This is a genomic window from Kribbella sp. NPDC104740 (assembly GCF_055583505.1).
Genome location: NZ_JBVJNV010000007.1, coordinates 59,159 through 78,424, shown reverse-complemented (window position 1 = coordinate 78,424; position 19,266 = coordinate 59,159). Strand labels below are relative to the sequence as shown.

Here is a 19,266-nt window from a genome sequence, read left to right as displayed (position 1 = left end):
CTACCGATCATGCCCAGTCACCTCCAACCAGCAATTTGCGTCTTGGCCCCGCAACCAGCAGGGCACAGGGGGCAGACAGCACATCGCTGACTAGTCATAAGTTTGCTCATCAGGCGCGCCGCGAAACACTGTAGGGCAGCGCCTGACTCGCCGCACCGTGCTCGGGAACCTGTGTGGTATGAGAGACTGTGACTCTTTGCAGTTGTTACAAGGAGGCTTCAGATGGGCAAGACCGGCCGCAAGCGCCGCGCACGCAAGAAGAAGGGCGCGAACCACGGTAAGCGCCCGAACGCCTGAGTTCAGGCAGCTACGGACAGCGAGGACCCCGGGACAATTTCCGGGGTCTTTGCAATTTGGTCACATGTTTCGACAAGACCACCAATAAAAGAGGTCTTGTATTCGGAGCGTCTGCCCGCGACTACTGAACGCTATAATTCAAACAGCTGTTTGTCGTCGCGTCCGAGTCTTCCCGTTCTGATTCCGTGCCTGTGGACAACCTCGGCGCACCGTCGGTGCGGACTCCTACAGTGGGGTCTGTCGATCGCGGTTGTATACCGCGGACCATCGGACGTACGGGGAGGTGGACGGACGTGGCACCCGAGACCACGCTCGGCGAGCTGCTGCGCGACTTCCGGATCGCCGCCGGCCTCACCCAGGGCGCGCTCGCCGAGAAGGCCGGGCTGAGCGAGCAGGCCGTCAGCCTGCTGGAGCGCGGGACCCGCAAGCGTCCCCGGATCAGCACTCTGCAGGCTCTCGCCGGAGCGCTCGGGCTCGATGCCGACGCGGCGACCCTGCTCACCGACGCGGCCCGGGGATCACGCGAACCGGCCGTCACGCCGGCCCGGCCGCCGAGCAGCGACACCGTGCCGCCACCTCGCCAGCTCCCGCCGACGCTGGCCGACTTCACCGGCCGTCCGGCCGAGGTCGAGGCGCTGGTCTCCGCTCTGACCGACGACGTCACCATCGGCACGGTGCGTACGGTCGCGGTGACCGGGATGGGCGGGGTCGGCAAGACGTCGCTGGCGGTGCACGCCGCCCACCTCACCGCCGGCCTGTACCCCGACGGCCACCTCTACCTCGATCTGCGCGGCTACGGGCCAGGCGATCCCGTCCGGCCGATCGAGGCCCTGGCCCAGCTGCTGCGCTCGCTCGGCGTCGACGGACAGTCGATCCCGGACGGCGTGGAGGAGTCCGCGGCGCTGTACCGCTCGCGGCTGGCCGGGCTCCGGATCCTGGTCCTGCTCGACAACGCGACCGGTGCCGCCCAGGTCCGGTCACTGTTGCCGGGGGCACCGGGGGCCGCGGTGATCGTCACCAGCCGCCGGAGCCTGACGACGCTCCCAGGTTTCCGCCAGATCCGCCTGTCCCCGTTGTCGGAGGCCGACTCGGTCGCTTTGCTGGGCCGGATCGCCGGGGAGTCCCGGGTCGCCGCCGAGGGGCCGTCGGCGAAAGCGATCGCTCGCCTCACCGGCCGGCTGCCGCTCGCGGTGCGCTTGATCGGCGCCCGCCTGGCCGCGCGACCGGGCTGGCCGGTCGAGCACGTGAAGAACCAGCTGCAGGACGGTCGCCGCCGGCTCGACGAGCTCGGGTCCGGCCACACCGGCGTACGGTCGAACATCGCGGCGTCGGTGGAGTTCCTGGCCGGCAGCGACCAGCTCGTCGAGCGACAGGCGGCCGAGGCGCTGGACTTCCTGGGCCTCCCGGACGGCACCGAGCTCGTCACGACCACGGCCGCCAGCCTGCTCGGCGAGAGCGATCAGCACACCGAGGAGATGCTGGAGCGGCTGGTCGACCTCAACCTGCTCGAGTCGACCGCGCCGGGCCACTACCGGATGCACGACCTGATCCAGGCCTACGCCCGGGAGAGTTCGGGACGACGGCTGACCGAACCGACCCGGATCGAGGCGCTGGCTCGGGTGCTGACCTACTACACCGAGCTCGCTTGGCGCAGTCAGCAGTTCACCCATCCGCACAAGGGCCGGATGCGGGCCGCGACGGTCCAGGTTCCGGCTGTCGTGGAGGCCGGCGCGGGGATCGACGATCTGCAGCTGGTCGAGGCCGAGTGGCCGAACATCTCCGGAGCGCTCCACCAGGCCCACCGGACACCGGAGCTGCAGCACTACGTCCCCGAGCTCACGCTGGCGTTGTTCGGGTTCCTGGAGACGCATGCGAAGTGGATCGAGATGCGGCTGTTCTACTCCGTCGCGCGGGACCTCGCGGACCGTCTCGGCAGCGACCCGCACCTCGCGGCCTGGCTGGAGCACGACCTGGCCATCCCGAACGCCGAACGCGGAGCGCTCGAGCAGGCGCTCGTTCATCTGAGAGCGAGCCAGGAGATGTTCCGCGCGATCGGCGACGCGGCCGGTCAGGCTCGGTGCGCCAGCTCGCTCAGCCACGTCCTGGAGCGGCTCGGCCGGCTGGACGAGGCGGTGGAGCGGGCCGAGCAGGCGCTGCGACTGAGTCAGGAGATCGGCGACCAGACCGTCGAAGGCATCAGCTACGTTGCGCTCGCCAACCTCTACAACCGAGCGGGCGACACCGTCCGGGCCGAACGCGCCTTCAACCGGTCGATCGCGCTGGCCAAGATGTCCGGGAACCTGCGCTCGCTGGGGCGGCGCTACCAGATCGCGGCCCAGTCCTACCGGAAGGCCGGGCTGCCCGGGCCGGCGATCGAGTTCATGACCGAGGCGCTCGCGACGTTCCAGCAGGTCCAGGACAAGAACGGCCTGTCCGAGTGCCACCACGAGCTGGCTGCTCTGTACCGGGTGACGGGTGACCTGGCGACGGCGCGCGACCACGCCCTGAGGGCCGCGGAGCTCGGCCGGGCGATCGACAGCAGCCAGCGTGAAGGCGAGGCGCTGATCGAGCTCGGCAAGGTCGAGCAAACAGTCGGAGATCTCGCCGCTGCCCGCAACCACTGGCGCGAGGCAGCCGACTTGCTGCACTCACACTCGGCCGGCGACGCCGCGGTCGCGCTGACGTTGCTGGCCGAGCACCCCGATCCCCGGGAGGTCGAGCCGCCGGCACCGGTCGAGGCGGCTGACCCGAGTCGCCCGCCGGTCCACGGGAACGCCCGCGACCTCGAGTCGCGCCCTGTCCCCGGAGACGCCGCGACCGCGGCACCCTGAGGGTGGCGCGGTCGGGGGTGATGCAGACCTGAAGGTCAGTCCGGCGTCGTCGTTTCGGCGCGGGCCTGAAGGTCAGTCCGTGGTGGTGGTTTCGACGCGGACCTCGGTCAGCCGCAGCAGGATCTTGGCCCGCAACGCGTCCGGTGCCTGGTCGTCGCCGCAGGAGCGGTGGACGAGTTTCTTGATGCAGCGTTCGAGGTCGTACTGGTCGAGGCAGGGGGCGCACTCTTCCAGGTGGGTGCGGATCTCGTCGCTGCTGGCGTCTTCGAGCTCGTTGTCGATGAAGACGTACACGCGCTGCAGGATCTCGCTGCAGTCGACGTCGTGGTGCTCGCCGCAGCTCACGACTCCTCCTCGGTCTTCGCGTCGGTCGCGGGGATCAGGCCGCGGTCGCGGGCGTAGTCGGCCAGCAGCTCGCGCAGCTGGCGCCGGCCGCGGTGCAGCCGTGACATCACGGTGCCGACCGGAGTCCCCATGATGTCGGCGATCTCCTTGTAGGCAAAGCCCTCGACGTCGGCCAGGTAGACCGCCAGCCGGAAGTCCTCCGGGATCGACTGCAGGGCCGACTTGATGTCGGAGTCGGGCAGGTGCTCGAGGGCGACCGCCTCGGCCGACTTCAGCCCGCCAGGAGTGTGCGACTCGGCGGCGGTGAGCTGCCAGTCCTCGATCTCCTCGGTCGGCGACTGCGTGGGCTGACGCTGTCGCTTGCGGTAGCCGTTGATGAAGGTGTTGGTCAGGATCCGGTACAGCCACGCCTTCAGGTTGGTCCCGGGCGTGAACTGGTGGAAGGAGCTGTACGCCTTCGCGAAGGTGTCCTGGACCAGGTCCTCCGCGTCGGACGGATTACGGGTCATCCGCATCGCCGCGGCGTACATCTGGTCGAGGAAAGGCAGCGCCTCGCGCTCGAAGCGCTCGGTCCGCTGCTCGGGAGTCTCGGTGGTCGTCGATGTCGGCATCACTATCGAGAATACCGGGGCGACCCCAGAACTCGGTGCTCTGTCCAGGCTCGTAACCGTCATGTCTGGTAGAACACACCCCGCGACGGGCTCATTCCCGCCCGGCCGGCGCTAGCCGGAGACTTCGCGCGACACCCATTCGAAGACCGCTTCGACCAGGACTTCGTACGACTCCTGCTGGCTCAGCTCGGCCCGTTTCGGCACCTTGAAGCTGTGGTCGGCGTCCGGTACGACGGCCATCTCGGTCAGCGGCGGGAACTCCTCGGGCGTCCCGAACGGGTCCTTCTCCCCCTGGACGACCAGCGTCGGCAGCCCCGCCGCCTGGAGCTCGTCGACCCGCGACCTGTCCGGCTTGCCCGGCGGGTGCAGCGGGAACGACAGCGCCAGTACGCCGGACGCCCCCAGCCCCGTCGCCGTACGGCAGGCCACTCGCGCCCCGGCCGACCGGCCGCCGAGCACCAGCGGCGTCCGGATCCGGAGCTGGCCGATGATCGCGACCCAGGCCTCGTCGAGGATCTTCGGCGCCGGCGCGAGCTTGCGCCCGGCCCGCCGCCAGGGCTGCTCGATCAGGAACACGTTGATGTCCTGCTTCGGCAGCCGGGCCGCCAGCGCGGCCAGGTCACCGGCCTCGATGCCACCCCCGGCGCCGTGACCGAGCGCCAAGGTCGCCACCGGCCGCCGGGCCCGGTGCGCCACGATCCGCGCCTCACCGTGCGGCGTCGCCACAATCCGTTCGTCGGTCACGGGCCCATCCTGTCATTGGAAGGGCCGCTGACCGGTCACCCACACAGCTCAGAACAGCGGATTGTCCTCGGCCTGGGTCGGCGGGCCAGGCTTGTCCGCCGGGTCCTCGCCGTCCGGGGGCAGCGGGTCGACCAGGTGCGGGCCGTTGTTCTTCACCGAGCTGACCGCCTTCGACACGGCGTACGCCTCGAGCCGGCCGGGGGCCGCCGGGACCAGCAGCTCCAGCAGGTCGTCGGGATCGGAGGACAGCGGGTCGAGCCAGGCGTCGTACCGGTCCTTCTCGACCAGCAGCGGCATCCGGTCGTGGATCTGGCCGAGGTCGTCGGTGGCCGACGTGGTCAACACAGTGCACGTCCACAGCCAGGCGGCGTCGGAGTCGGCGTCGGCGACCGACTTGTCGCGCCAGATCTCGTACAGCCCGGCCATCGCCAGGACGCCGCCGTCCGCGGGACGGATGAAGTACGGCTGCTTGACCGGCTTGCCGTTCTTCTTCTGCTCGGTCTCGTACCACTCGTAGTACCCGTCGGCGGGCAGCAGGCAGCGCCGGGTCGCGAACGCCTTCTTGAAGGCGGGCTTCTCGGCGACCGTCTCCATCCGGGCGTTGATCAGCCGGCTGCCGATCGAGGTGTCCTTGGCCCAGGACGGGACCAGGCCCCACTTGACCGTGGTCAGCTTGCGGACCACCTGGTCGGGCTGCTCACGGTTCTTCCGCTCGACCACGGCGATCACCGGGTCGGTCGGCGCGACGTTGTAGTTGTCCGGCAGCTCCTGCACGGACTCCTTCACGTTGCCCGCGGCGATCTCGAACTCGACCACCAGGTCGGAGGGGTCCCGGCTGCTCGCGTAACGGCCACACATGCAGATCAGCCTAGCGACAGCCACCGACAGTTCGCCGTACGACGCAACGCACAGCGGCGGTGGATCGCCGACCCCGTGATCGGCGATCCACCGCCTGCTTGTCGCGCCCGGGCATCCCCCTGTAGACGTCCGGGCGCAAGCTCTAGCGCCGGGTCAGTTCGTCCAGCAGCCGCACGGCCATCGCGTCGGAGGCCGGCAGTCCCTCGATCCAGATCCGGGCCAGCTGCGGCTCGTCGGTGTCGAGCCGCCACTGGGTGATCAGGGCTCGGACCGTCGCGACCTGGTCCGGCAGGTTCGGCTCGCGATCGACGAGCGCCGCCGCGCGGTGTGAGCCGAGGCGACCCAGTACGTCACCGCCCGCGAACACGATCCGGAGGCACTCCGCGACGTCGACGAGCCGGAGCTCGCGGTCGAACGGCGTGGTGCCGGGCGGGTTGAGCGGCTCGACCACCACCAGTGCGTGGGTCGCCGGTACGGAAGTTCCACGGAGATCGGCCTCCCGGTAGATCTCGCCGAGCCGGGACCGCAGGTGGGCCAGGCTGGACAGCCCGGTCAGCGGGTCCTCGCAACTCAGCGAGTGCAGGTAGATGAGTGACGCTTCGGCCCAGCTGGAACTGAGTGCGCGTACCGCGGCGAAAGCCGGCTCGCCCCCGGCGATCGAGCGGTACAACGCACTCAGTCCATCAAGTGCCTCGAGCAGCGAGACTCCGTCGGCCGCCAGCTGGCGGCCGACCTCGTCACTCGCAGGCACGACGTCGGCTCCGTCCTGGAGCGCCTCGGCGATCGCGAGGTAGGCACTCCGGTCGAAACCAGCTGTGCCGTGCGGCTCCCTCCTTCCGCACGGTTGCGCTGCTGACGACGCTTCCGGCCGGTCCCGGGCGAGCGACCCCGCCAGGTTCGGGCCGCGCAGCGAGTCGAACCGCCGGCGGATGTCCGCGTACAGCGACATGACCCTCCTTCACGCAGCCCTTTCAGCCTCCCGACCAGGTGGCCGGAAGCGTCGTTCTGAGGGAGAGACAGCGTGATGACGGGTTCATGACGCAGATTTCAGAGATTTTTTTCCGTAACCTCTGACTGGCCGCGGTCGTCAATCAGAGGAGTCTTGTCCTCGGCAACTTGTGACAGACTGTGACGACTCGATGACAGCAGGGGGAGAGCCTCGATGGAGGAAGTGCCGAGCGACGCGGAGCTGATCGCGCGCGTGCGTTCGGGCGACCTCGAGGCGTACGGCGAGCTGTTCGCCCGGCACCACCAGGCCGCCGAGCGGATGGCCCGGCAGCTGGTCCCGGCCAACGACGCCGACGACCTGGCCAGTGACGCGTTCGCGAAGGTGCTCGATGCCCTGCGCAACGGCGGCGGCCCGGACGTCTCCTTCCGCGCCTACCTGCTGACGACCGTCCGCCGGGTGCACGTGGACCGGATCCGGGCCGGGCGCAAGGTCACCTCGACCGACGACATCGCGGCGTACGAGCGGGAACCGCAGGGGTTCGACGACCCGACGGTGACCGGTTTCGAGAGCGGCGCGGCGGCGAAGGCGTTCGCCTCGCTGCCGGAGCGCTGGCAGGCCGTGCTGTGGCACACCGAGGTCGAGGGCGAGAAGCCCGCGGCGATCGCTCCCCTGCTCGGCCTGACCGCCAACGGCGTCTCCGCCCTGGCGTACCGGGCTCGTGAGGGCCTCCGGCAGGCGTACCTGCAGCAGCACCTGGCCGACGTCGCCGGAGACCGCTGCCGCTGGACCACCGAGCGCCTGGGCGCCTACGTCCGTGGCGGCCTGACCAAGCGCGAGAACCGGAACGTCCGCGAGCACCTGGACGAGTGCGCCAAGTGCACCGCGGTCTACCTCGAGCTGGTCGAGGTCAACAGCGCGCTGCCGGCGCTGCTCGCTCCGGCCCTGCTGGGCACGGCGGGCCTTGGCTACCTGGCCGCTGCTTCCGGCGTGAAGGTCGGGCTGGTCGGCTTCTTCGTCACCGGGTGGCAGAAGGCCACCGAGAACAGCACCCGTACGGCGCTCAGCGCCGGCGGAGCTGTCGTGGTCGTGGCGGCAGCGGTGATGGCCGCGCTCGCGCTGACCGGTGGCGAGGCGCCTCCGGCAGCGATCGACCAGCCGCCGTCGCAGCAGCCCACGCAGGCGCCCCCGCCACCACCGGTGCCGCCGTCAGCGAAGCCGCCGACGCAGAAGCCGCCGGCCACCCAGCCGACGCAACCGGAGCCGAGCCAGCCCGAGCCGACTCAGGCAGAGCCGACCACTGCGCCGACGAGCGCACCCACCAGCGCCCCGACGACCCCGGTGCCGACACCGCCGTCGCCGACCACACCGATCCTCGACGAGGGCCTGCTGACGATCAGCCTGCCCACCGGCGGCGGTAGCCCGTCGACGGGCGGCCCGGCGCGCGGCGGCGCGGCGTTGGGTGGCGGCAGCCCAGCGGCGTACGGGCCGTGGGCGCGCAGCGGCGCCGAGCGGGAGGCCGGGCTGCGCGCCACCGTGGCCATCAAGGTCCCGGCGAACAACACGAACCCTGTGGTCATCGGCATCAAGTACGGCAACGCCCTGCAGTGGCCGCTGACCGGGAGCCCGGCGGGCTGGACCTGCACCAAGGCCGCCGACGGCAAGAGCGGCAGCTGCACGGCTGTCGATCCGGCGGCGCCGCCGGTGCTCCCGATGACGTTCACCGAGCCCACCGGCGGCTCGGTCGCCGACCGCACGTTCACCGTCTCCGGCAAGTCCGGTCGCCTGTACGACGACGACTCCGCGACGCTGACCGCTCCCCCGCGCCTCGACGAGAACCTGCTGAAGCTGGCCGTCCGCAAGACCGACCCGGACCGCTACTTCCGCACGATCACCGTGGCCCCCGGCACCGACCGGACCGGCGTCACGCTCAAGCTGACGTACGGCGCCTCGCTGGAATGGCCGCTGGCCGCCAGCCCGGCCGGCTGGAAGTGCAACCAGGCCGCCAGGACCTGTACGTCGACGACGCCGACCAAGCCGGCTCCGCTGCCCGCCGACTTCGCCGTACCGGCCGGTGGCTCTGTTGCGGCCCGGACGTACACGGTGACGGCGACGGCCGGTCTGCTGCACGACACCGACTCCGAGACGCTGGCACCGGTCCGGATGGACGAGTCGCTGCTGCGCATCCTCACCCCGGACCCGCACAACGACCCGAACCCGTTCGTCTACAACAGGTTCCTCGACCTGAGCGGGACGACCGGTCCGGTCACGCTGGACATCACCTGGGGCCGGAACGTCAGCCTGGTCACCTACATCGCCAAGGGCTGGACTTGCTCGCGCTCGACCGACGTCCGGCAGGCCACCTGCTCCACGGACAACTACACCAAGGCGCTGAACACCGAGTGGGCCGCCTGGCCCGGCGGCGGCGTGAAGAACCAGATCACCGTCAAGGCGACCACCCCGGGCCGGTACGACACTGACACGGCGCAGATCCCGCCGACCGGGCACGGCAAGCGCTGAACAGGTTTGGCGCTGTGCCTGGTGCGCCCTAGGCTGGTGGATGTTCGCGCTGACGGAACCGAGTAGCGCCGGACACCTGTGCTGGAGAGAGTCGCCGGTAGCTGCGAAGGCGACGTACAGGCCCGGCCGTGAAGACACTCCTGAGCGAATGCGTAGCAAGAGGCCGAGCATCGCTCGGTGAAGGTGTGGTGGCACCGCGAGTCCCCTTCGCCCACACCTCCGGGGTTCGAGCAATCCGACGGAGGTGAAAACAGCGATGCGCATTCTCAACCACGAGATCCCCTCAGCAGTGGGCCAGACCGTCACGGTGGCCGGCTGGGTGCACCGAAGACGACGGCTGGCCGCGGTCAGCTTCCTGGTCCTGCGGGACCGCTCCGGCCTGGCCCAGATCGTGCTCAAGGGCGCTCAGGAGCAGCTGGACGAGCTCAGCGAGGAGACCGTCGTCCAGGTGACCGGTACGGTCGCCGCCAACCCGCAGGCGCCCGGTGGGGCCGAGCTGGTCGACCCGGTGATCGTCCCGCTGACCGAACCGGCCCGTACGCCGCCGATCGAGCTGTGGCGTCCGGCGGTCGGCGCAGGGCTGCCGGTCGTGCTGGACAACGCGCCGGTCGCGCTGCGGCACCCGGCGGTCCGGGCCGGCTGGGAGGTCGCCGCAGCTGCGCTGCACGGCTTCCGGAGCACGCTGGACGGGCTGGACTTCACGGAGATCCAGACGCCGAAGATCGTCGGTACGGCGACCGAGTCCGGCGCGAACGTGTTCGCGCTCGACTACTTCGGCGGTCCGGCGTACCTGGCGCAGTCGCCGCAGTTCTACAAGCAGACGATGGTCGGTGTCTTCGAGCGGGTCTACGAGGTCGGTCCGGTGTTCCGGGCCGAGCCGCACGACACAGTGCGGCACCTGGCGGAGTACGTGTCGCTGGACGCGGAGCTGGGGTTCATCAACGACCACCGCGACGTGCTGGCGGTGCTGCGCGAGGTAGTGGCAGGCATGCTCGCTGCTGTCGGTTCCAGAGCCGGTACGGCGCTGGAACGGCTCGGCGTCGAGCTGCCGGAGATCCCGGTCGACGTACCGGTGCTGCACTTCTCGGAGGCGCTGAAGCTGGCTGGGGCCGACCCGGGCGAGCCGGACCTGTCGCCGGCCGACGAGCGGGCACTGGGCGAGTGGGCGCTGCGGGAGCACGGCAGCGACTTCGTGGCCGTCGAGGGCTACCCGATGGTGAAGCGGCCGTTCTACACGCACCCGCAGCCGTCGGACCCGACCTGGTCGAACTCCTTCGACCTGCTGTTCCGCGGCGTGGAGCTGGTCACCGGTGGGCAGCGGCTGCACCGCTACAGCGACTACGTGGCGGCGCTGGAGGCCAGAGGCGAGTCGGCCGAGGCGCCGGCGTACAGCTCGTACTTGCAGGCGTTCAAGCACGGCATGCCGCCGCACGGCGGGTTCGCGATCGGGCTGGAGCGGTTCGTCGCGCGGCTGACCGGCGCGGAGAACGTCCGGGAGGTCACGCTGTTCCCGCGCGACCTGCACCGGTTGACGCCGTGAGTTAGCGCACGCCCGTCTCAAGTACCAGCCCCCGACAGGTGGCTGGTACTTGAAAGCCACGTCGCCCCCTACCTCTCAAGTCCCGACCCCCGAAAGGTGGCTGGTACTTGAGAGGTGATGGGCGACGTGCCGGTGCATGATGTGCGCCATGAGTGCTGACGTGGAGCGGGCCGTGCTGGCGGCACTGGACGACGACCTGATCGTCGAAGAGCTGCGCGAACTGGTGCAGATCCCGAGTGTCGACGGGACCGCCGAGGAGAACGTGGCCCAGGAGTGGGTGGCCGGGCGGCTGAGCACGCTCGGAATGACGGTCGACCACTGGCAGTTCGACCTGCCGGCGATTGTCGGTGATCCCGCGTTCCCCGGGATGGAGGTTGCGCGCACCGACGCCTGGGGCTGCGTCGGGACGCTCGGCGACGGGACATCAGGACTGATCTTCAACGGGCACGTCGACGTCGTACCGCCGGGTGACCTCGCGCTCTGGCCCGACGGTGACCCGTACTCCGCCCGCGTCACGGACGGGATCATGTGGGGCCGCGGCACCTGCGACATGAAGGCCGGGATCGCGGCGATCCTCGGTGCGGTCCGCGCGGTTGTTGCCTCAGGCATCGAGCTGCGGCGCCCGCTGGCCGTGCACACGGTGGTCGGCGAGGAGGACGGCGGCCTCGGCACGTTCGCGACGCTGCGCCGCGGGCACACCGGCGCGGCCTGCCTGATCGCGGAGCCGACCGCCGGCACGGTGATCCCCGCGAACGCCGGCTCGCTCACCTTCCGGCTGGAGGTCGCCGGGCTGGCCACGCACGGCTCGACCCGGACCCGCGGCGTGAGCGCGATCGAGAAGTTCGAGCCCGTGCACGCCGCGCTGCGCGAGCTCGAGGCTTTGCGCAACCGAGAGCCGCATCCGCTGCTGGCGCACCTGGACCTGGCCAACCCGCTGTCGATCGGCCGGGTGAGCTCCGGCGACTGGGCGAGCACAGTGCCCGACCAACTGGTGGCCGAGGGCCGGTACGGCGTACGGCTGGGTGAGCCGGTCGAGGAGGCGCGCGCTGCGTTCGAGGAGGCTGTTGCTGCGGCGTGCGAGAAGGACTACTGGCTGCGGGACCACCCGGTGAAGGTCAGCTGGCCCGGCGGGGTGTTCGCCTCGGGGCTGCTGCCGGAGGGCGACCCGCTGCTCGCCGACACGCTGCAGGCGATCGCGGACACGGGTGCTGGTGCTGCTGAGGTCCGCGGCGGGCCGTACGGGTCGGACCTGCGCCAGTACGCCGCTGCCGGCGTACCGACGTTGCAGTACGGGCCTGGTGACGTCCGGGTAGCCCACGCGACGGACGAGCACGTGGCGCTGGCCGAGGTGCTGCACTGCGCGCGGGTCTATGCGTTGCTGGCTGTTCGCCGCTGCGCCTAGTGGTACAAAGTGGCCATGGATCCGCTGCGTGGGCGCTCGGCTGAGTTGGGCCGGTTGCTGGAGGCAATGCGCGCGGCGGATCAGGGTGCTGCTTCGCTGACGGTGGTGACCGGCGAGCCGGGCATCGGGAAGTCGGCGCTGCTGCATGCGGCGGTCGAACAGGCTGAGCGGCACGGGATGCTCGTCGCTACGGCGACGGCGCACCAGACGGACAACATCAGTCCGCTGGCCTCGCTTGCTCCGGCGCTGCGGGCCGGCAAGGAGCCGCTGATCGGGACCGAGCACTTCCTGGAGCTGGCTGCGCTCAACACGCAGCCGCTGTGGCTGGCTGAACGGCTGGCCGACCTCATCGGTCAGCGGCTCGCAGGGACGGCCGCGCTGGTGGTGCTGGACGATGCGCAGTGGTCGGACCCGCTGACCGGGTTCGTACTGCGGGTGGTGGTGTCGCGGCTGGCTGACCGGCGGGTGATGTGGCTGCTGGCCACGCGTCCGGCGCCGGGTGGGGTGACCGACCAGCTTGTCGATGCGCTGGGCGATCAGCTGCCGGTGCATCTGGTGCAGCTGGCTCCGCTGGACACCGAGGCGGTGCTGCAGATCGCTGCTGATCGGTTGAACCAGCCGGTCGATGCTGCGCTGACCGTGCGGCTCGGAGGCGCCCAGGGCGTCCCGTTCCTGGTCGAGCAGGTTGTCGCAGGCCTCTACCTGGCGGATGAGTCGCCGCAGGGCCCGCTGCCCGCCGGGCTCGTCGAGGGCGTTCGCCGACGGACCGCTGGCACTACTGAGCTCTCCAGGTCGTTGCTGCGAACTGCTGCTGTGTTCGGCAGCGAGTTCCGGCTGGAGGACGTCGCTGCGCTGATGGGTGAGGGTGTCGCGCGCCTGGCCGAGCCGTTGGACGAGGCGATCCGTGCTGGGCTGCTGGCGGACAGCGGCGCCCACCTGACCTTCCGGCACGAGCTGCTGCGGGCCGCCGTACTGGCTGATGTGCCGCCGTCGGCCCAGCGGGCGCTGCACTCGGCGGTGGCTGACCAGCTGCTGTTGACCGAGCAGGGCGCGTCCGCCGCGGCGCCCCACATCCTGGCGACGGCCGCTGTGGGCGACCTGAGCGCGATCAGCACGCTCCGCACGGCTGCGCGAGACCTGCTCAGCACCATGTCGATCACCGCGATGTCGGTGATTCAGGAGACGTTCGAGCTGACTCCGGTCGACCAGGCGATCCGCGGCGAGGTCGGCGCGGACGTGGTCGAGATCCTGCTGGTCGCCCGTCAGTACGACGCGGCACGGGCCTTCGCCGACGACCTGGTCGGTGGGACCGCGCTGTACCAGGGCCCGATCACACCGGAGCTGACAGCGCGAGTCAGGCTGCTGCTCGCTCCGCACGAGTGGGCCACGGGCGCGCTCGACCCCTCTCGCCTCACCGTTCCCGGAGCATCGAGCCCGCTGGCCGACCGCCTGACGGCCTACCAAGTACTGGCCGGGGCAGCCGAGCCGTTCCCGACAGATGACCTTGTGGCATCGGCTGTCCTCCAGCTCGCCAGAGCCGAGCAGGCAGCAGCCGCAGGCCGCTTCTCCGAGGCCGCGCAGGCGTACGCCGTCGCCCGCTCAACCGCCGGTGACTCTGTCGGTGCGCCACCAGCCGTGCGGGTCGAGCTGGCGGAGCTGTTCAGCCGTGCCCACGCAGGCGAACCAGCCGCCGCTCTCCAGCGGCTCTCCGAAGGCCTGCCCGGTGACTCCTGGCTGGCACCACAGGTCGCCCTGCTGCGGGCCCAGCTGGAGCTTGCTGTCGGCAACCTCCCGGCGGCGGGCGAAGCGGCCCGAGCCAGTCTCCGCTGGTCCGCTGAGTTCCACGAGCCGTCGGTCGAGCCGATGGCCCGACAGGTCCTCGCGCTGATCGCTGTGCTCCAGAGTGATCTAGCGGCTGCCCGCAAGGTCCCGGACGAACCAGTCCGAGCCCTGCTCGCACTGGCCGATGGCGACGCTTCTGCAGCCTCACGGCTGCTCACCACTCCCCTGGATCACCCGCTCCGGCTGGAGTTGCTGGTCCGCGCTGCAACGGTCTCACTTGGCGCCTCGGCGCCGGTCGCCGCGCAGACAGTCGCTGGGCTCCTGGCCGAGCAGGCAGCGGCTACGCCCGCCACCAGTGCGGCCACACTCGTGGCCGCGGCCAGCGACCGAGACCTGACCGCCCTGGCCAGCGCAGCCGACGACCTGCGCACCAGCGACCGCCGCCTCCTCGCAGCAGCCGCTGACGAGCTCCACGGGCGAGTCGAGCTGGAGCACGGCGACCGTAGTACCGCCATCGCCGCGCTGGAGCGTGCGCTCGACTCCTACACCCAGCTGGGCGCCACAGCGCTCGCCGTACCGGTGCAGGCTGTTCTGCAAGCAGCGGGCGTACGGCGACGCCGCTGGTCCGCCGTACCGACCAGGCCGGAGTCCGGCTGGGAGGCGCTGACGCCGATGGAGCGCAAGGTCGCGCTGCTCGTCGCGGACGGCCACACCAACCGGTCCGCCGCCGAGGAGCTCGTGCTGTCGGCCAGCACCGTCGGCACCCACCTGCGCAACGTCTTCAGCAAGCTCGACGTGAACTCACGCGTCCAGCTCACCCGTCTGGTCCTCCAGCGGTTCAGCGCTCCCCCGAACGCATGAGTTTTGGGTGCACCACCCCGGCCTGAGCCTGGCCTGGGGGTGGTGAAGTTCCTGTTTTCGGTCGATCCGGCGAACCGCCCCGGAGCGGTTTTCTAGGGGCACAACGAAAACCGCGAACGAGAACCGAGGACGAGAGATGAGCGAGAAGAACCCCACCGCGCTGCTGGTGCACGGAGCCTTCGCCGACGGTGGCAGCTGGGCCGGCGTGATCGCCGAGCTGGAGAACCGCGGCATCACGGCGATCGCCGTACCGAACGACCTGGCCGGAGCGGCCGCCGACGGCGCCAAGGTCGCGGCGCTGGCCCGCGAGATCGACGGCCCGGTCGTCCTGGTCGGCCACTCCTACGGCGGCGCGGTGATCACCTCCGCGGCCAACGACGCCGACAACGTCGTCGCCCTGGTCTACGTGACCGCGTTCGCGCTGGAGGAGAACGAGGGCATCCTCGAGCACCTCGCCAACTACCCGGCCAACGACTTCGGCGCCTCGCTGGTACCGCACCAGTTCGGTGAGCAGACCTACCTCGGGATCGACCTGGACAAGTTCCAGCACATCTTCGCGGCCGACGTACCGGCCGGTCAGGCGCTGGTGATGGGTCGCTCGCAGCGGCCGATCGCGGCCTCGGCCTTCGAGGAGAAGTCGGGCCCGGCGAGCTGGAAGCGGCTGCCGAGCTACTACCTGGTCGCGACCGCCGACAACGCGATCCCGCCGGTGGCCCAGCGCGGGATGGCCGAGCGGATCGGCGCCAAGGTGACCGAGGTCGACGGTTCGCACGCGGTCGCGGTCTCGCAGCCGCTGGCCGTCGCCGAGTTCGTCGCGAGCGCGGTCGAGGCAGGTGCGGACAAGTGAGCACCCGTCGCCGCTTCCTCGCCACCGTCGCCGGTGTCGCCTCCGCCGCCCTCCTGACCGCCGGCGTCACCACTGCCGCCGCCGGCCCCGCCCACCACACCACCCCGAAGCCGACCGTCGTCCTGATCCACGGCGCCTTCGCCGACGGCTCCAGCTGGAACGAGGTGTCCGAGCGCCTCCAGCGCGACGGCTACCAGGTCGTCGTACCGGCGGTCCCGCTGCGCAGCATCGCGACCGACACGACGTACCTGACCGGCGTCCTGGCCGGCATCCCCGGCCCGAAGGTGCTCGTCGGCCACTCGTACGGCGGCGCGCTGATCACCCAGCTCGCCGGCGCCCCCGGCGTCAAGTCGCTGGTCTACGTCGCGGCGTACATCCCGCAGGCCGGCGAGAACCTCGGCGACCTGACCGCGAAGTACCCCGGCAGCGAGATCGGCCCGGACACCACCAACACGATCACGTACGCCGGCGGCGCCGACCTGGTCATGAAGCCCGAGTCCTTCCGCCAGGTCTTCGCCGCGGACCTCCCCCGCAAGCAGGCCGCCCTGCTCGGTGCGTCCCAGCGCCCGGTCTCGGCCTCGGTCTTCGGCGAGACGGTCGCGAAGTCGGCCCCGGCGAACCTCCCGAAGTACGCGGTCGTCGCGACCGGCGACAAGGCGATCCCGCCGGCCGGCGAACGCTTCATGGCCAAGCGCGCGAAGGCGACCATCGTCGAGGTCAACGCCTCCCACCTGGTCGCACTGTCCCAGCCGGAGAAGGTGACGAACCTGATCGAACGCGCTGCCCGCTGAAAATCACCAGAGGAGCAGGTGCCACTCGGCACCTGCTCCTCTGCTGTGGGAATAGAACCCCCACCACAGCTCTTGAAACTCTTTATGCGTATTGATGTCTGGTCCGATGTCGTCTGCCCCTGGTGCTACATCGGCAAGCGCCGGCTCGAAGAGGCCCTGACCGCCTCCGGCGAGCAGGCCGAGGTGGTCTTCCACAGCTTCCAACTCGACCCCGACGCCACCAACGACGACCCCCGCGACCTCGCCACCCGCCTCGGCGAGAAGTACGGCCGCGGTCGCGAGTGGGGCCTCCAGGCCAACGAGCACGTCACCACCGTCGCCCGCGAGCACGGACTCGACTTCGATTTCAGCATCGCCAAGTCCGCGAACACCGTCGACGCGCACCGCCTGCTCCACCTGGCCCGCGAGCTCGGCGCCTCCGGCGAGGTCCCGGCCGACACCCAGGCCCGCCTCAACGAGCGCCTGCTGAAGGCCTACTTCACCGACGGCCTCCCGGTCGGCGACCACGCGACGCTGACCGCCCTCGCCACCGAGTGCGGCCTCCCCGCCGACCGCGTCGCCGCGGTCCTCGCCAGTACGGCGTACGAGCAGGAGGTGGCCGCCGACCAGGCCCAGGCCCTCGCGTACGGCGCCAACGGCGTCCCGTTCTTCGTGATCGACGACAAGTACGGCGTCAGCGGCGCCCAGCCGACCGAGGTCTTCCAGGAAGCCCTGCGGCGCGCGGCCGCCGACCGCAAGCCGGTGACGCTGATCACCGCCCCCGGCAGCACCGACGACGCGACCTGCGGCCCGGACGGCTGCCCGGTCTGAGGGGTTGAGCCGGAGACACACGGGTACCTGGTGCCCAGATCGGTTTGCCGGACGATGTAAGAAGGAGCCATGACTGTCGTGCGCGCACTGGCCAGGCCGTTGCTGTCCATCATCTTCGTCGTGCAGGGCGCCAACCAGGTGCGCAACCCGGAGCCGCTGGTTCCGAAGGCGCAGCCGGTGACGGACCGCCTGGTGCCGCTGGCCAAGCGGGTCGCGCCGCCGCAGGTCGGCGACCGGATCCCTGACACGACAGCGAACCTCGTCCGGCTGAACGGCGCGGTCCAGGTCCTCGGCGGGCTCGCGCTGGCCAGCGGCAGGGGGCGGCGCGTCGGCGCCGCCGTACTGGCTGCTTCGCTGGTGCCGACGACGATGGCCGGGCACCCGTTCTGGCTGGAGAAGGACAAGCAGGCCAAGCAGGTGCAGCGGGTCCAGTTCATGAAGAACCTCGGGCTGTTCGGCGGGCTGCTGCTCGCGGCGGTCGACACCGAGGGTCAGCCCGGGCTGGTCTGGCGTGCGTCGCACGGCGCGAAGGCGGCCAAGCGGGAGACCAAGCGCGGCGCGAAGCTCGCGAAGCGCGAGACCAAGCAGCTGGCGAAGACGGCCCGCCGCGAGGCGAAGCTCGCTGCACAGACCGCGCGCGCCGAGCTGCCGTTCATCTAGAACCTGTGGACAACCGGCCTCCGGATCTTCTTCCGGGGGCCGGTTTTCTGCTGTCCGGGCGACCTGTGGACAGAGCGCGACGGCGTTCGGTGGCCATGCCCTAGGCTCTTGAGCGACATCGGAATTCGCTTGAGGAGTGCAATGGGGACGTCAGAGGGCTGGCCGGCACCGCGCCCGGCCGGGGCTGTCAACGGCCGGGTCACCGTGCCCGGATCGAAGTCGATCAGCAACCGCGCGCTGATCCTGGCCGCGCTCGCGGACGGGCCCTCCACCCTCTCCGGCCTGCTCGCCGCCCGGGACACCGCGCTGATGAAGGCCGCCCTGGTCTCGCTCGGCGTCGGCATCACCGAGCACGACGGCCTGGTCACGGTGACCCCGGGATCGCTGAAGGGCCCGGCGTCCGTCGACTGCGGCCTTGCCGGGACGGTGATGCGCTTCGTCCCGCCGGTCGCCGCGCTCGCCGACGGCATCGTCTCCTTCGACGGCGACCCGTACGCGCGGGAGCGCCCGATGAACGTCATCCTCGGCGCGCTGCGCACGCTCGGCGTCGAGATCGACGACCACGGCACCGGCCGGATGCCGTACGCCGTGAACGGCTCGGGCTCGGTCCGCGGCGGCGAGGTCACCCTCGACGCCTCCGGCTCGTCGCAGTTCGTCTCCGCCCTGCTGCTCGCCGGCGCGCGCTACAACGAGGGCGTCGACCTGCGCCACGACGGCAAGCCTGTCCCGTCCCAGCCGCACCTGGACATGTCGATCGCCATGCTCCGCGAACGCGGCGTCACCGTCGACGACTCCGAACCCAACCGCTGGATCGTTGCCCCCGGCCCGATCCGCGCCCTCGACACGGCCATCGAGCCCGACCTCTCCAACGCCGCCCCGTTCCTGGCCGCGGCGGTCGTCACCGGCGGCACGGTCACAGTCACCAACTGGCCGACATCGACAACCCAGCCCGGCGGTCAACTCCCCGACCTCCTCTCCCGCTTCGGCGCCGAGGTCACCTTGTCCGACGGCGACCTCACCGTCCGCGGCACCGGCCACATCTCCGCAGTCGACCTCGACCTCAGCGAAGTAGGCGAACTCTCCCCCGTCCTCGCCGCCATCGCCGCCCTCGCCGACGGCCCCTCCTACTTCCGAGGCATCGCCCACCTCCGCAACCACGAAACCGACCGCCTCGCCGCCCTAGAAACCGAGTTCAACGCCCTCGGCGGCGACGTCTCCCAAACCCCCGACGGCCTCGAGTTCCGCCCGAAGCCCTTGCACGGCGGCGTCTTCGCCACCTACAACGACCACCGCATGGCCCACGCCGCCGCGGTACTAGGCCTCGCCGTAGAAGGCATCGAGATCGAAAACATCGCAACAACCGCGAAGACCTTGCCGGAGTTCCCCGAGCTGTGGTCGGGCTTGGTCGCCTGATGCGTTCT

General features: G+C 70.6%; 16 protein-coding genes. 11 read left to right on the top strand and 5 right to left on the bottom strand.

All coding sequences use genetic code 11. The annotated features are described in order from the left end of the window. Positions 1-222: 222 nt before the first annotated feature. Positions 223-297 carry a 50S ribosomal protein bL37 gene (locus tag ACZ6Z4_RS30830; protein WP_369759046.1) on the top strand — a complete coding sequence of 25 codons (75 nt, stop codon included), beginning with the start codon at positions 223-225 and terminating at the stop codon, positions 295-297. A gap of 293 nt (positions 298-590) precedes the next feature. Next, positions 591-3,128 carry a helix-turn-helix domain-containing protein gene (locus ACZ6Z4_RS30825; protein ID WP_465572117.1) on the top strand — a complete coding sequence of 846 codons (2,538 nt, stop codon included), beginning with the start codon at positions 591-593 and terminating at the stop codon, positions 3,126-3,128. A gap of 72 nt (positions 3,129-3,200) precedes the next feature. On the opposite strand, the gene rsrA is transcribed toward ACZ6Z4_RS30825, so the two are convergent. The 5 genes from rsrA to ACZ6Z4_RS30800 form a co-directional block, all read right to left on the bottom strand. After that, positions 3,201-3,473: a mycothiol system anti-sigma-R factor gene (gene rsrA / locus ACZ6Z4_RS30820; RefSeq protein ID WP_184796691.1), complete on the bottom strand. Its 273-nt coding sequence runs from the start codon at positions 3,471-3,473 to the stop codon at positions 3,201-3,203. Further along, complete coding sequence (locus ACZ6Z4_RS30815) at positions 3,470-4,084, bottom strand: sigma-70 family RNA polymerase sigma factor (protein WP_465572110.1); 615 nt, start codon at positions 4,082-4,084, stop codon at positions 3,470-3,472. Before ACZ6Z4_RS30815 ends, rsrA begins: the two co-directional genes overlap by 4 nt. Before the next feature lie 111 nt (positions 4,085-4,195). Beyond that, positions 4,196-4,828, bottom strand: a complete 633-nt coding sequence (locus tag ACZ6Z4_RS30810) for an alpha/beta hydrolase family protein (protein WP_465572107.1) — start codon at positions 4,826-4,828, stop codon at positions 4,196-4,198. 48 nt (positions 4,829-4,876) lie between these two features. Continuing rightward, on the bottom strand, positions 4,877-5,686 hold the full coding sequence (locus ACZ6Z4_RS30805) for an SOS response-associated peptidase (protein WP_465572104.1): 810 nt from the start codon (positions 5,684-5,686) through the stop codon (positions 4,877-4,879). Positions 5,687-5,828: 142 nt separating this feature from the next. Next, positions 5,829-6,635 (bottom strand): hypothetical protein, encoded by an 807-nt coding sequence (locus tag ACZ6Z4_RS30800; protein WP_465572101.1) that lies wholly within the window; start codon positions 6,633-6,635, stop codon positions 5,829-5,831. Between the two features lie 213 nt (positions 6,636-6,848). On the opposite strand from ACZ6Z4_RS30800, the gene ACZ6Z4_RS30795 reads away from it, so the two are divergent. The 9 genes from ACZ6Z4_RS30795 to aroA all read left to right on the top strand — a co-directional run bounded on the left by ACZ6Z4_RS30795 (position 6,849) and on the right by aroA (position 19,258). Then, on the top strand, positions 6,849-9,152 hold the full coding sequence (locus tag ACZ6Z4_RS30795) for a sigma-70 family RNA polymerase sigma factor (RefSeq protein ID WP_465572099.1): 2,304 nt from the start codon (positions 6,849-6,851) through the stop codon (positions 9,150-9,152). A gap of 256 nt (positions 9,153-9,408) precedes the next feature. Next, positions 9,409-10,692, top strand: coding sequence for an aspartate--tRNA(Asn) ligase (gene aspS, locus ACZ6Z4_RS30790; protein WP_465572096.1), 1,284 nt, complete (start codon positions 9,409-9,411; stop codon positions 10,690-10,692). 148 nt (positions 10,693-10,840) lie between these two features. Next, the gene (locus ACZ6Z4_RS30785) at positions 10,841-12,094 is read left to right on the top strand and encodes an ArgE/DapE family deacylase (protein ID WP_465572093.1); all 1,254 of its coding nucleotides are present in this window, start codon (positions 10,841-10,843) and stop codon (positions 12,092-12,094) included. Positions 12,095-12,109: 15 nt separating this feature from the next. Beyond that, positions 12,110-14,737 (top strand): ATP-binding protein, encoded by a 2,628-nt coding sequence (locus tag ACZ6Z4_RS30780; protein ID WP_465572088.1) that lies wholly within the window; start codon positions 12,110-12,112, stop codon positions 14,735-14,737. A gap of 136 nt (positions 14,738-14,873) precedes the next feature. Next, positions 14,874-15,584, top strand: a complete 711-nt coding sequence (locus ACZ6Z4_RS30775) for an alpha/beta hydrolase (protein WP_465572083.1) — start codon at positions 14,874-14,876, stop codon at positions 15,582-15,584. Beyond that, on the top strand, positions 15,581-16,375 hold the full coding sequence (locus ACZ6Z4_RS30770) for an alpha/beta fold hydrolase (RefSeq protein WP_465572080.1): 795 nt from the start codon (positions 15,581-15,583) through the stop codon (positions 16,373-16,375). The genes ACZ6Z4_RS30775 and ACZ6Z4_RS30770 overlap by 4 nt, the downstream gene beginning before the upstream one ends. A gap of 84 nt (positions 16,376-16,459) precedes the next feature. Next, a complete protein-coding gene (locus ACZ6Z4_RS30765) occupies positions 16,460-17,185 on the top strand; it encodes a DsbA family oxidoreductase (protein WP_465572077.1) in 726 nt (241 codons plus the stop codon). Between the two features lie 69 nt (positions 17,186-17,254). After that, positions 17,255-17,845: a DoxX family protein gene (locus ACZ6Z4_RS30760; RefSeq protein WP_465572073.1), complete on the top strand. Its 591-nt coding sequence runs from the start codon at positions 17,255-17,257 to the stop codon at positions 17,843-17,845. Between the two features lie 141 nt (positions 17,846-17,986). Then, complete coding sequence (gene aroA, locus ACZ6Z4_RS30755) at positions 17,987-19,258, top strand: 3-phosphoshikimate 1-carboxyvinyltransferase (protein WP_465572071.1); 1,272 nt, start codon at positions 17,987-17,989, stop codon at positions 19,256-19,258. Positions 19,259-19,266 lie beyond the last annotated feature (8 nt).